Consider the following 13444-nt stretch of genomic DNA (forward strand, 5'->3'; position numbering starts at 1 on the left):
TCAGGAGCCGATGTTGACGCTCTGCTGCTGCTTGTCCTGATCCACCCCCTTGTACAACCACTCCGAGAAGAGGCTATCCATCATCGGCGTAATAACGTAATTCAGCAAGGGCACCAGGATGGCCGTTTCGCAGATCAGCTTGAACCATAGCGGTTCCACGTTCAACCACTTGAGGGCGTAGGCGATTACCAGTAGAATAGGGAACAGGCCGAGCCACTTGACCAGCATCAGCTTCCAGGTGGGAGGTGAGGCACCTTCTTTGGGGTTACCCATTAATACCGATAATGCTCCGGCTTGAACGGCCCGTTCTGCTCCACGCCGATGTACTTTGCCTGAGCTTCGCTAAGGTCTTCGAGCTCCACGCCGATCTTTTCGAGGTGGAGGCGGGCGACCTGCTCGTCGAGGTGCTTGGGTAGCATGTAGACCTTGTTGTCGTACTTCTCGCTGTGCTCCCAGAGCTCCATCTGGGCCAGTACCTGATTAGTGAAGCTATTGGACATGACGAAGCTGGGGTGGCCGGTGCCGCAGCCCAGGTTCACCAGGCGACCTTCGGCGAGCACGATGACGTCGTTGCCGTCGATGTTGTACAGATCGACCTGGGCCTTGATGTTGTCCTTGGTGTGGCCGTAGTTCTTGTTGAGCCAGGCCATGTCAATCTCATTGTCGAAGTGGCCGATGTTGGCGACAATGGTTTTATCCTTCATGGCGCGGAAGTGGCGCTCGGTGAGGATGTTGAAGTTGCCGGTAGCGGTGATGACGATGTCGGCGCGGGGTATGGCATTGTCCATGCGCTTGACTTCGTAGCCGTCCATGGCAGCCTGAAGGGCGCAGATGGGGTCGATCTCAGTGACGATGACCCGGGCGCCGGCACCGCGCAGGCTGGCGGCGGTACCCTTTCCGACGTCTCCGTAGCCGGCTACGACGGCGACCTTACCGGCCATCATGATGTCGGTGGCGCGGCGGATGGAGTCGACGGCCGATTCCTTACAGCCGAATTTATTGTCAAACTTCGATTTGGTGACCGAGTCGTTGACGTTGATGGCTGGCATCACCAGGGTACCGTTCTTCATACGCTCGTACAGGCGGTGCACGCCGGTGGTGGTCTCCTCGCTCAGGCCACGGATGCCCTCGACCAACTCGGGGTACTCATCGAAGACCATATTGGTGAGGTCACCGCCGTCGTCGAGGATCATGTTGAGCGGCTCACCGTCGGGGAAGGCGCGCAGAGTTTGCTCGACGGCCCAGTTGAACTCCTCCTCGTTCATGCCCTTCCAGGCGAAGACGGGGATACCGGCGGCGGCAATGGCGGCGGCGGCGTGGTCCTGGGTGGAGAAGATGTTACAGCTCGACCAGGTGACCTCGGCACCGAGCTCGACGAGCGTCTCGATGAGCACGGCGGTCTGGATGGTCATATGCAGGCAGCCGGCGATGCGGGCGCCGCGCAGCGGCTTCGATTCGCCATACTGCTCGCGCAGGGCCATCAGGCCGGGCATCTCGGCCTCGGCCAGGCGAATTTCCTTGCGGCCCCACTCGGCCAGGTTAATGTCTTTTACTTTGTAGGTAGGGCGTATCTGTGTATCGGGCATGGGGGTGGTCATGGTTTATGCGGCGGCAAAAGTACGGTGCCGCTAGTGGCTATAAGTGGTGGAGGTGAAAATGGTTGACTACTTACCTTTGTTCGGCTCTGAGCTCATTCGATTGCGTTGCACCTGCGTCCCCGCCCAATAAAGCACTTGCCGTGGGCGCTACTGTATCAGCTAGCCTTTCCCAGTTATGACCCTCCGACTTGTGCGCCTTGCGCTGTGTTGCCTCGTGTTACTTGCCGTGCTATTTCCCACGCCGCCGGTGCGGGGCTACCCCATCGACGGTTTTGCGCTGACGGGCATCGAACGGCTGGTCCGGCTGACGCGGATGGATAGCACGACCCTGCTACGCACCCTGCCCTACGGAGCCCGCCACGAGCTGGAGTACGTGCGGCTCAACCTGATGGACGACCCCCTCTACGAGCTGCCCGAAGTGGATGCGGAGCTGCAGGAAGAGATCGGTCAGATCTTTCCCGACATGCACCCTTCGTACTCGGTGGCCGTCTTCGATATGACGGAGGGCCGCCCCCACCGCTACGCCGAGCGTAATCCTACGGCCGGCTACCAACCGGGCAGCGTGGGTAAACTGGCCGTGGTGACTGCCTTTTTCTGCGAGCTGCAGAACCTCTACCCCGATGACTACGCGGCTCGCTGGGAGCTGATGCAGTCGAAGGTGGTAAAGGCCGGCCCCTTCGGCGTGTACGACCACCACACCATTCCACTTTACGACACGGCCTCGGAGCGCTACGCCCGTAAGCGGGTCGATCCCAGCGATGAGTTTAACCTCTACCAGTGGGTCGACCACATGCTCTCGGTGAGCAACAACGGGGCGGCCAGTATCGTATGGCGCGAGGCGCTGCTGATGCGGGTTTTCGGCAAGGACTACCCCGATCTAGGCCACGACGATATGATGACCTACTTCGACACCATCGACCGCAGCCGGCTGCGCGGCCTGGGCGAGGACATTGTCAACGGCCCCTTACGCGACATGGGCATCGAAGGCGACGCCTGGCGACTGGGTACCATGTTTACGCGGGGAGCAAGCGCCATCGTACCTCCGAAGGGCGGCAGCACCGGTACCGTGCGCGGCCTGATGCAATGGCTCACCGCTCTAGAATCGGGCCAGGTAGTAGATGCCCCCAGTAGCCTGGAGATCAAGCGGTTGATGTACATGACCGACCGCCGCATCCGCTACGCCCATGCCCCGGTACTGGACTCGGCGGGCGTGTACTTTAAATCAGGCAGTCTGTACGGCTGCAAGCCCGGCACCAGCTGCGGCAAGTACCGCGGCAACCGCATGAACTACATGAACTCCGTGGCCATCGTGGAGCAGCCCGACGGGGCCCGGTACCTGGTGGCGCTGATGTCGAACGTGCTGGGGCGCAACTCGGCGTATGACCACCAGGTGCTGGCTACCAGGATCGATCGGGTGATGCGGCGGACTGCGGCTGAGGACCCTAGTGAGTCACTCGGGACTGGGGAATAGGGGGATTTACAATTTACCGTTTACAATGTACCATGTACAATTTGGTGGGGCAGCTCCCCCGATAGCTATCGGGGCTCGTGGGTCGTATAGTTTTGCCGCAAAGACGAGCGAAGCGAGCTAAGACGTAAATGGTACATAGTACGTGGTACATTGTAAATGGTAAATCGTACCTCCTAAGCCGGCTGCGCCGGCCTTACCTCCACCTTACTAGGCAAAGTACGCGCCGGCATCTTCAGCAGATCCACCACCAGCTGACCAAGGTCCTCGATCTGGATCTTCCAGGCATCACTACTATCCGGGGTATTACCATCAAAGTGCGTAGCTACCGAGCCGGGCATGATGGTGGTGACCTTGATGCCCTGCTGGCGCACGTCGAGCATCACGGCCTGGGTGAAGCCCACGAGGCCGAACTTAGAGGCGTTATAGGCCGAGCCCTTTGCAAAGAAGTTGGTACCGGCTAGGCTGGCGATGGTGATGAGGTAGCCCTTGGACGCGGCCAGTCCGTCGATCGAGGCCTTCACGGTGTTGAAGACGCCGGTGAGGTTGATGTCGATGGTCTCCTGCCACTGCTTAGGGGTAAGCTCCTGGATGGGGGCGAAGTGACCCACGCCAGCGTTGGCTACCACGATGTCGAGGGTGCCGAACTCCTGCTTCGCCAGGTCAATGGCACGTTGCTGACTTTCAAGGTCGCGTACATCGGCCTCTACGGCGAGTACCTTACCGGGGTGGCCCATCTTTTCTAGCTCGCTGGCGGCCTTATTGGCGCTCTGCTGGCTGCGGCTGGTGATGATGACGTTGACGCCCTGGGCCATCAGTTTTTCGGCGATGCCGTAGCCGATGCCCTTGCTGCCGCCGGTAATGTAGGCGGTCTTATTTGCTAGATTTTCCATGCTGCTGCCAACGCGGCCTGCGTTTAAAGGTTGGGCCGCAACCGGGGTGGACGGCGGCTTGTCTTACTGAGGAGTATGCAGGAACTGACCATTGGAATCACGCTCTCGGGCGGCGGCGCGCGGGGTGCAGCGCACATTGGGGCGTTACGAGCACTGACCGAGGCGGGCATCGTACCTACCCGCGTTGTGGGAGTCAGTGCGGGAGCCCTGGTAGGAAGCATGTACGCGGCCGGGGTGAGCTGCGACGATATGATGAGCTTCGCCCTGGAAAGCTCCATCTTTCGCTTCTATAAAATCGGGATGCCGCTGATGGGGCTGACCAGCAGCGACTACCTGAAGGAGCGCCTCGCCACGGTTATACCCGATAACACCTTCGAGGGGCTGCGCCACCAATTGCACATCGGGGTGACGAACCTGAACACCGGTCAGCTAGAGTGCTGGGACCAGGGTCCGTTGCACGATGTGGTAGCCGCCAGCTGTGGCATCCCCTTCCTGTTCCGCCCCGTGGTGCTCAACGGCAACCAGTACGTCGACGGCGGAGTAATCGAAAATATGCCGGTGAGGCCGCTGCTCAATCAGGCCGATTTCATTATCGGCAGCAACCTGATGCCCTACGAAAACCTGAAGGCGGCGGACGTAAAGACGGTGGTGGGTATCGTCTGGCGCTGCTTCGATCTATCGATCATGGCCAATACCCTACCCTCGGCCGAGCTCTGCGACGTCGTGCTCGATCCCCACGACCTGAACGAATACCACATCTTCAACCTGAACCGACTGACCGATCTGCACGATGTAGGCTACGAGCACACCCGTAAGCGGCTGCCCTATATTCTGCGCTCGCTCGAAAGCAAGCGGGAGCTGCTCGAAACGCTATTCTGAGGTATGCTGGCCGTCGTCAACTCACTGTTCAAAACCTACCTTAGCCGCTACCGCCGCGAGCTGCGGGGGCACTACGAGGAGCCGCTGCACCTGCAGGCCGGGGTGCTGCAGGACATCCTGCGCTACAACCGGACTACGGCCTTCGGGAAGGAGCACGACTTCTCTCGACTGATGAAGGACCCCCGCCGTTTCGCCGAGGCCGTGCCGGTACGCAGCTACGAGGAGCACCGTCCCTACATTGATCGCATTCTGGCCGGGGAAGACCGCGTGATGACCCACGATCCGGCCGCCTGGATCGCTACCACCAGTGGCACCACCGGCTCGGTAAAGTATCTGCCGCTGCCACAGAGTGCGGTAAGCGGTATTCACCTCAAGGGCAGCTGGCTGAGTCTGGCCGCGCTCTACGAAAAGGACGACGAGCTACAGGTATTCAGCCATAAGAACCTGCTCATCGGCGGGGCCTACAAGGGCATCGAGGAGCGGTCGGGGCTGCCGAAGGGGGACATCAGCGCCGTCATCATTCGTAGCATCCCGCGCGTGATGCGGCCGCTGTACATTCCTGACGTAGAGCTGGCTACGGCCGGTGACTACGAGCAAAAGATCGAGCAGATTGCCCAGTTGGCCGCCCACGAGTCGGGCATAACCATTCTGGGTGGGGTGCCTACCTGGAACCTGCCGCTGTACCGCCGCATCCTCGAGATCCACGGTGGCGACAATATGCTCGACGTCTGGCCCGATGCGGCGGTGTTCAAGCACGGGGGGGTGAACTTCGCGCCCTACCGGCGGCAGTTCGAGCGGCTGTTTCCGAAGCCGGGCTTCATTTTCCAGGAGATCTACAACGCGACGGAGGGTTTCTTTGCCGTGCAGGATCGGGACGAGCTGCGCACGATGCTGCTGCTGCTCACCACGGGCATTTACTACGAGTTCATCCCCTGGGCGGACTACCAGCGGCAGGACTACGGGGCCGCCGTGCCGTTGTCCGGCGTGCGCACCGGGGAGTCTTACGTGATGCTCATCACCACCGTGGCGGGTCTGTACCGCTACCCCATGGGCGACCTGATTGCCTTCACCGAGACTGATCCCTACCGCATCGTCATCCAGGGCCGTACCCAGGAATTCATCAACGCCTTTGGCGAAGACCTGCTGCGGTCGGAGGCGGAACAGGCCCTAGTGGAGGCGTGCGGGATCGCGGGTGCAACGGTGCGTGACTTTACCGTAGCCCCGGACTACATCGAGGTGGGCAAGCCCGGTCGCCACCACTGGCTCATCGAGTTCGAGCGGGCGCCGGAGGACCTGGAGCAGTTCAACACCGCCCTGGACCGCGCCCTGCAGGAAAAGAATTACAACTACGCGGCCAAGCGGGGTAATGACTACGCCATCGTGCGCCATGCGCTGACGGTGGTGCCGGAGGGATTTTTCCGGAGTTGGCTGGCGAGTCGCGGCAAGCTGGGCGGGCAGCATAAGGTGCCGCGGCTGGCGAATCACCGGGAGTTTTTGGAGGATATGCTGGGGCGGTTGTAAAGAAAGATGAGCGAACCGCAGAGGCGGTTGATTATAACCATCACGCTGCTAGCCGATAGATGCTGTACAGCAACAGGGGGTTAATTACACTCAAGTTTGCTTAGCTCGAGGCCAGAAACTTCTAATTCACTTACCGACGCGGTGGTGCCGTGCGCAGCTACCGATCTTGTAATGGCATCTCGCGATAGCCCCGCGTGCCAGTCCGCATACCACGACTGTAGCAGGTACCGCGTTGTATCCGAACTTCCAGTCGGACAATCCGGCAACGCGTCCAGGTTGCGGAAATAGATACCCCCCGTATCCCCAGCAAAGCGGGTGTAGTAGTGGCCTAAATTTGTACTTACCTCGGAGCCGTATAGCACAACCGGGCGGGGAGTGCCTTCGATCAGCTCGGTGTAGGCTAATTTGACCCTTTCGTAGCCCACTGTGGTACCGTAGCGGACCTGCCGTAGGGTAGGGTAGAGCAGCAGTGCCGAAGCTACGACGGCGGCAATCCGGAAGCCCCAGGTATCCGTCCGCCAACCAAATACCCGTAGAATCGCCGCCAGGGTAAGTACACTGCACACACTCAGTATAGGTGAAAACAGCAGGATGTGTCGCGGGTCCAGACAGACCGGATTGTAGGACGTCAGCGAAATGGTCATGAAGTTGATGGACGCCAGCGATAGCAGGGTAGTGATGGGGTAAAGAGCCGCCCCGCGATACGCCTTACCGCCATAACCAATTACACCAAGACCCACCACGGCAGTGACTAAATGGGGTAGCATGCCGGCACTCCCGATCAGTCCGTAAAAGCCGTAGGTCAGTCGGCTCCATAGCTCCGCCCGCGGCAGGATGTCGTAGGAACAGGGATTGAGGTAGTGGGTACCCGCGATGGCCGAGAAGCGGGCGAGGGCCGAGCCCGTCAGCAGGTATATCGCACCTAAATAAATGGTCAACAACAGTATACACACCGCAGTGAACGTCAGCCAGAAACGCCATCTTCCCCGGAGCAGATCATGGATGAGGTAGACCGTAAACAGCGGCACGAGTAGAATCACCGTTCCCTTAGAGTTAAACGCGAGGAAGAGGCATACCGCCGCTATCACCGCCTGCACCTGCGGCCCCGCCCGTCCCTTTGTTCTGTACTGTAAGTACGCCGCCCAACCCCCAAAACAGAAAGCGCTCACGAAGATGTCCGGCATGAGCTTGTCGGAATAAAATAGATTCCACGGCATACCAAAGTAGGCGACTAGCGCGAGGACCAGCATCCAGAAGTGAACAAAACGGAAGAGCCGGTAGAAAATGAGGAGGATGATGGCCGAGGCCAAAAGTGCGGGAAGTGCCGTAGACCAATCAGAAATGCCGAATGCGGCGTAACTCAGCGCCGTAAGACCGATGGGGACGATGCGGTAGGAATACTGATTGGCGAAATCAACACGCCCGTGTAGCAGCTCGCTGGCCAGCTCCGCGTAGTGCAGATCGTCAAAGCCAAAGTGGCCGTAAAAGAAGTATACATGGTGCCCGATCAATCCCAGCAGGACGGCCAGTAGTAGCAGCTTCGTGCGCATGGACCAAAGGTAAGCCTTACTTTAAGCGCCGAACCTAGGCCTGCCCGTGACCCGCTACTACCTCCTCATCAGCCTCGTTTATCTCATGTACATGGGCCTGCGCGCCCAGCAGTACGGCCCGGCAACTGAGCAGTTTAGCGCCGCGGCCACCTGGCTCACCCCGCCCAAAAACGTAGCCGCCCCCAACCAATGGCTGGAATGGACGACCACCCTCACCCTCACCGAAGTACCCGACCGCCTCCCCCTCCGTATCGCCACCGACAGCAAGTACTGGCTCTACCTCAACGACTCACTGATCGTCTTCGAGGGGCAGCTGCGCCGGGGGCCCACGCCAACGGCCACCTACTTCGATACGCTAGATATCGCCCCCTACGTGGCTAAGGGTCAGAACAGTGTGTATCTGCTACAGTGGTTCTGGGGAAAGGAGGGCTTTAATCACAAGAACAGTGGGGCCGCCGGGCTACTCTTTGACCTGGAAGGACACCCGCTTACGGCCGCCGACTGGACGGTAAATCGCCACCCCGCCTACGGAGAAACCAGCAACCCCAAACCCAACTACCGCCTCCCGGAATCCAACGTGCACTTCGACGCCCGCCCGGAGACATCCGTTGATCGGAACCCCCAGACCCCCGTTGCCGCCGGCCCTCCCGGTACCGCCCCCTGGGGCGAACTCTGGCCGCGCCCCTTCCCGCAGTGGCGCGACGGCGGGCTGGTCCCCTACGAACGCCTGGAAGAGGAAGAAACGGATAGCAGCCTCATCGTGCGCGCCTACCTGCCCCTTAACATCACGATCACGCCCTACTTCGACATCACGGCTCCGGCGGAAGGGCAGCTCGTCGACCTGCGTACTGACAACTACCGCGGCGGCGGCTCCCCCAACGTGCGCGGCGAGTACATCACCCGCGCGGGCCGGCAGAGCTACGAACAACTGGCCTTCATGAATGGTCACTATATGGTATACACCTTCCCGAAGGGAACTGAAGTACACCAACTGGCCTACCGCGAGACCCGCTACCCAGCCAACTATACCGGTTCATTCACCTGTAACGACAGCAGCCTCAACGTACTATGGGACAAGTCGCTAACTACGCTGAACGTAAACATCCGCGATGCGATTCAGGACAGTCCTGACCGCGAGCGCGCCCAGTGGTGGGGCGACGTGGTGATCGTGATGGAAGAGCTCTTCTACGCCGCCGATACCACCGCCTTCCCGCTCATCCGTAAGGCGATCAGCAATCTGGTGGAGTGGCAGAAGCCCGACGGGGCCCTCTACTCCCCGGTGCCCGCCGGCAACTGGGACCAGGAGCTGCCCACCCAGATGCTGGCCTCTGTATCGAGTATGCCCACTTACTTCGCCTACACGAACGATACGGCCACGCTGGCCTACGTCTACCCCCACTTTCGCCGCTACCTTGATCTCTACGCCATCCTCGACGACGGACTGGTCGAAGAGCGCCGGGGGGGCTGGACCTGGCTCGACTGGGGCGAGAACATCGACTCCACGGCCGTCTACAACGTCTGGTACCACAAGGCGCTGCGGAGTATGCAGCTGATGGAGCAGGTACTGGGTAAGGACACCCGGGCTATCGACTCCCGCATAGTAGCTCATCGCGAGGCTTTCAATGAGTTACTGGCCACCCCGGCGGGCTACCGAGGTCCCCGCAAGCAGGGCCCGATCGACGACCGTCCGCAGGGTATCGCCATGGCTGCCGGGCTAGTTCCCGAAGACTACTATTCGGTGGTAAATAGCGTACTGCGCGGTCCCTACCACGCCAGTCCGTACTCCGAAAAGTACATCCTGGAGGCCCTCTTCGAGATGCAGCAGCCGGAGCATGCCCTGCAGCGCATGAGGGAGCGCTACCGCAAGATGATCGACCACCCCAACTACACCACCCTCTGGGAGGGCTGGGGCATCGGGGCGGAGGGCTACGGCGGCGGCACCTACAACCACGGCTGGTCGGGCGGTCCGCTCACGCTGCTGAGTAAGTATGTGGCCGGGGTGGCTCCGACGAGTCCGGGCTACGGAAGTTTCCGCGTGGCGCCCCAGCCGGGCGGATTGACGCAGGTGCAAGCGACCGTACCTTCCGTGCGGGGGCCCTTTACGGTCAGCTACCGTATGGACGGCGATCGAATGGACTTTCACCTCACCGTGCCGGAGGGCACCGAGGGCGAGGTGGTCCTTCCCCCGGGCTACCGCATCGACTACCTCAATCATGCCCGCTACCACCCACCAGCCGCTAGACCCAACCGAATCTATTTAGATAGCTCCTCCCCACGGGTCCTTCACCTGCGTGCCACCCGCACCGGACAGTACAGGATGCCATAACGGTGAGTAATCCGCATATTTCGGGGACTTAACTGTTGGAACTCGATCGTATGCAACTTACACCACCACCCACCGCCGTATGGCGAACCGTCCTTTCTCTGCTCGTTTTCCTCTGTTCCGGCTGGCTGGTTGCCCAGACCGTCGTCACCGGGCGCGTCCTTGACGAAGACGGCATCGCTCTGATTGGCGTGAGCGTCTACCCGGAGAACAACACTGCCTCCGGCACGGTCACCGATCTGGACGGCAATTACACCCTCAACCTTACGCCGGAGGATGACCGCCTGGTGTTCAGTTACGTAGGCTACGAGCGGCGGGTGGAGCCCATCAACGGCCGCACGACCATCAACATCACCATGGGGGATAATCCGGAGACGCTGCAGGAGGTGGTGGTGGTCGCCTACGGGGAGGCGAAGCGGGAGGATATTGTAGGGGCCGTGGACCAGGTGACCAGTAAGGAGATCGAGAACCTCCAGGTCAATAGCTTTGACCAGGCGCTGAGCGGACAGGTGGCCGGAGTGCAGATCCGCACGGGCTCGGGCCGTCCCGATGGAGGAGCGGAGCTTCTGCTGCGTGGGGTAGGTACCTCGGGTGATAACGCTCCGCTCATCGTGATTGACGGCATTCCCTTCGGTAATTATAACGCTCAGGAAAACAACTTTTTGAGCCTCATCAACCCCAATGACATCGAGAGCGTGAGCGTGATCCGCGACGCCTCGGGTAAGGCCCTATATGGTTCCCGGGCAGGTAATGGACTCATCATCATCACGACGAAGCGGGGCAGAAAAGGGAAGCCAACTATCAATTTTAACATGACCACGGCGGTGCAGACCATCCCGGACTTCGAACGTCCGAATGTTCTGAATGCCACGGAGCTAGCAACCTTTCTCCGACAGCGGGAGGAGGACGACCCCAACATCGACCCCGAAGACTACAACCCGCTCTACGACAATCCCGAGCAGTACGGTGAGGGCACCGATTGGTACGACCTCATCACCCGCACGGGTAGCCGGCAGAACGTGGATATGAGCATTCGCGGGGGTACCGACAACGTCACCTACTCCTTCTCCGGCGGCTACACCCGCAACGAGGGGGTAATTAAGAACACGGACTTCAGCCGGTACACCTTCCGCGCCTCCCTCGATGCCCAGATAAATGACTGGCTGTCATTCGGCGTCAATATTTCCCCCTCGCAGACGGAATCGAACGTCGCCGGAATCGACCCCGGCGTCGGGCAGTTCCAGGCCTACCACCCCCTGCAGGTGGCCCGCTGGGCCGACCCCAGTGCCCCGGCCTACGATGATGAGGGTAACCTTACGCAGTCTACCCGTGGGGCCTTACTTCCGTTCTACCAGACCAATCCCCTCTACCGCATCGAGAACCTCCGCAGCACCCAGGTCAACCGCCAGGTGCTTTCCCAATTTCAGTTAGCGGCCACCCCCATCGAGGGACTGCAATTCAAAGAACTACTCGGAGTTAACCTACTCTTCAACCGTGGTAGAAACTTCAGGCCCAGCGGCGTTCTGGGCGATGGACTCACTCCGGCAATCAACAACGATCCCCAGAGTCGTTCGAGTGCCGGCACCGGTCGGTATGAAAACCTCCGGTTGGTCAGCGAGACAACGGCGGCCTACGATCGCTCCTTCGGCGACCATAACTTCGGTGCCCTGGCCGGCTACATCGTAGAGTGGACACAGGAGACCTTCTTTAACGCTAGCGGCGACCGGATCGTCAACGAAGACTTTTCGCTGTTCAACAGCGGCAATATTGCTACTTTCAATCCCACCAATCCCGACGAGACGCGCATATTTTTCAATGCTAACGAATCCTTCGCCGAGCAGGCCCTGGTCAGCTACATCGGTAGCCTCAAGTATAACTTCCAACAGAAATACTACCTCACGGCCAACGTGCGCCGCGACGCCAGTAGTCGCTTCGGACCGGGGCTGAAGTCCGCCATCTTCCCCTCCCTGGCCGTCGCCTGGCGGGTGTCCAAGGAGCCCTGGTTCCCGACCGGCGTGGTCAACGATCTTCGCTTCGAGGTATCGGTGGGGGAGACGGGTAACAACCGCATCGGCAACTACGAGTACCAGGGTGACATCGGTGGTCAGGAGTACGTCCTCGGCGGCGCACTTGCCCGAGGCTTCTCCGTCACGGACCTACCGAACCCCCTGCTGGCCTGGGAGCAGATCGAGCAGACAGACATTGGCGTGGAGCTCGGTCTCCTGCAGGATAAGGTCAACATCGAAGCTACCTACTACCGGCAGACCACAAATGACTTGCTTTTCCGGGCGCAGTTGCCGGGTATCAGTGGGTTTCCCGACGTGCGCAGTAACATCGGTAGCATTCGTAACACCGGCGTGGAGTTTCAAATTCGTACCAAACCGGTCGTAAGGGATAATTTGGTCTGGACCGTCGACGCCAACATCAGCCACAATAAGAATGAGATTTTACAGCTCGGCTTTGACAACACACCCATTTTTCAGACGCGGGCCGGTAATGGTACTCAGATCGTACGCAGCTTTACCGGCCGCCCGGTGGGTGATTACTACGGCCTGCAGATCATCGGCTTGTTTACCGAGGAGGACTTAGCCAATAGCGACATTCCCCGCTACCCGGGTGCCGTGCCCGGCTCGCCGCGGTACGTGGATGGCGACGGAGACGGTGAGCTCGAGGTAGCCGACGATTATGTGTTTCTCGGTAACCCGTTCCCCGACTTTAACTATGGCCTGACCAGCTTCCTGACTTACCGCAACTTCGGTCTACGCATCGTGGGCTACGGCGAGCAGGGGGGACTGATCTTCGACCTGGCCCGTGAGATCGAGCTCAACACCGACGGCGTTTTCAACGTGCGCAGTGAGGTGATGGATCGTTTCCGCCCCGGTGATACGGACTTCAGTCTACGCGTGCCGACCACTGAGACCCCAGCTAGTTCCCAGCGCTTTCGTACCCCGTCTAGCGAGTCCGTTATCGACGGCTCCTTCTTCAAAATTAGCAATGTCACCCTCAGCTACAAATTCGACGAGCTGCTGCAGAGCGTACCCACCATCCGGGGACTGACGGCGAGCTTTTCCATCCAGAACGCCCTGGTCTTTTCGGCCTTCAACGGCAACCCCGAGATCGGCCGCGCCTCCAACGCCTTTGAGCGCAACATCAACTACAATACCTACCCCTCGACCCGGACCTTCTCCTTCGGGCTCAACTTCAATCTTTAA

Annotated in this window: 9 protein-coding genes; 5 read left to right on the forward strand and 4 right to left on the reverse strand. The window is 60.0% G+C overall.

The annotated features are described in order from the left end of the window. Entirely contained in the window at window positions 1-273 is a 273-nt protein-coding gene (locus ACOOHD_RS02880; RefSeq protein WP_420460057.1) for a hypothetical protein, read from the reverse strand. Next, a complete protein-coding gene (gene ahcY / locus ACOOHD_RS02885) occupies window positions 273-1598 on the reverse strand; it encodes an adenosylhomocysteinase (RefSeq protein ID WP_420460058.1) in 1326 nt (441 codons plus the stop codon). Before ahcY ends, ACOOHD_RS02880 begins: the two co-directional genes overlap by 1 nt. Window positions 1599-1773: 175 nt before the next feature. Between ahcY and ACOOHD_RS02890 the strand changes: the two genes are divergently transcribed. After that, window positions 1774-3069, forward strand: a complete 1296-nt coding sequence (locus ACOOHD_RS02890; RefSeq protein WP_420460059.1) for a hypothetical protein — start codon at window positions 1774-1776, stop codon at window positions 3067-3069. A gap of 173 nt (window positions 3070-3242) precedes the next feature. Here the strand turns inward: ACOOHD_RS02890 and ACOOHD_RS02895 are convergent, their stop codons facing one another. Then, a complete protein-coding gene (locus ACOOHD_RS02895; RefSeq protein WP_420460060.1) occupies window positions 3243-3959 on the reverse strand; it encodes an SDR family oxidoreductase in 717 nt (238 codons plus the stop codon). Window positions 3960-4034: 75 nt separating this feature from the next. On the opposite strand from ACOOHD_RS02895, the gene ACOOHD_RS02900 reads away from it, so the two are divergent. Continuing rightward, entirely contained in the window at window positions 4035-4838 is an 804-nt protein-coding gene (locus tag ACOOHD_RS02900; protein ID WP_420460061.1) for a patatin-like phospholipase family protein, read from the forward strand. Between the two features lie 3 nt (window positions 4839-4841). Next, window positions 4842-6359, forward strand: coding sequence for a GH3 auxin-responsive promoter family protein (locus tag ACOOHD_RS02905; RefSeq protein ID WP_420460062.1), 1518 nt, complete (start codon window positions 4842-4844; stop codon window positions 6357-6359). An 80-nt stretch (window positions 6360-6439) separates the two neighbouring features. On the opposite strand, the gene ACOOHD_RS02910 is transcribed toward ACOOHD_RS02905, so the two are convergent. Continuing rightward, window positions 6440-7909, reverse strand: a complete 1470-nt coding sequence (locus ACOOHD_RS02910; protein ID WP_420460063.1) for an ArnT family glycosyltransferase — start codon at window positions 7907-7909, stop codon at window positions 6440-6442. A gap of 46 nt (window positions 7910-7955) precedes the next feature. Here ACOOHD_RS02910 and ACOOHD_RS02915 point away from each other — a divergent pair, with 46 nt between their 5' ends. Continuing rightward, entirely contained in the window at window positions 7956-10235 is a 2280-nt protein-coding gene (locus ACOOHD_RS02915; RefSeq protein WP_420460064.1) for an alpha-L-rhamnosidase C-terminal domain-containing protein, read from the forward strand. Between the two features lie 50 nt (window positions 10236-10285). Further along, window positions 10286-13444, forward strand: coding sequence for a SusC/RagA family TonB-linked outer membrane protein (locus ACOOHD_RS02920; RefSeq protein WP_420460065.1), 3159 nt, complete (start codon window positions 10286-10288; stop codon window positions 13442-13444).

Origin of the sequence: Neolewinella sp. (genome assembly GCF_965214665.1) — a bacterium.
GTDB lineage: Bacteria > Bacteroidota > Bacteroidia > Chitinophagales > Saprospiraceae > Neolewinella.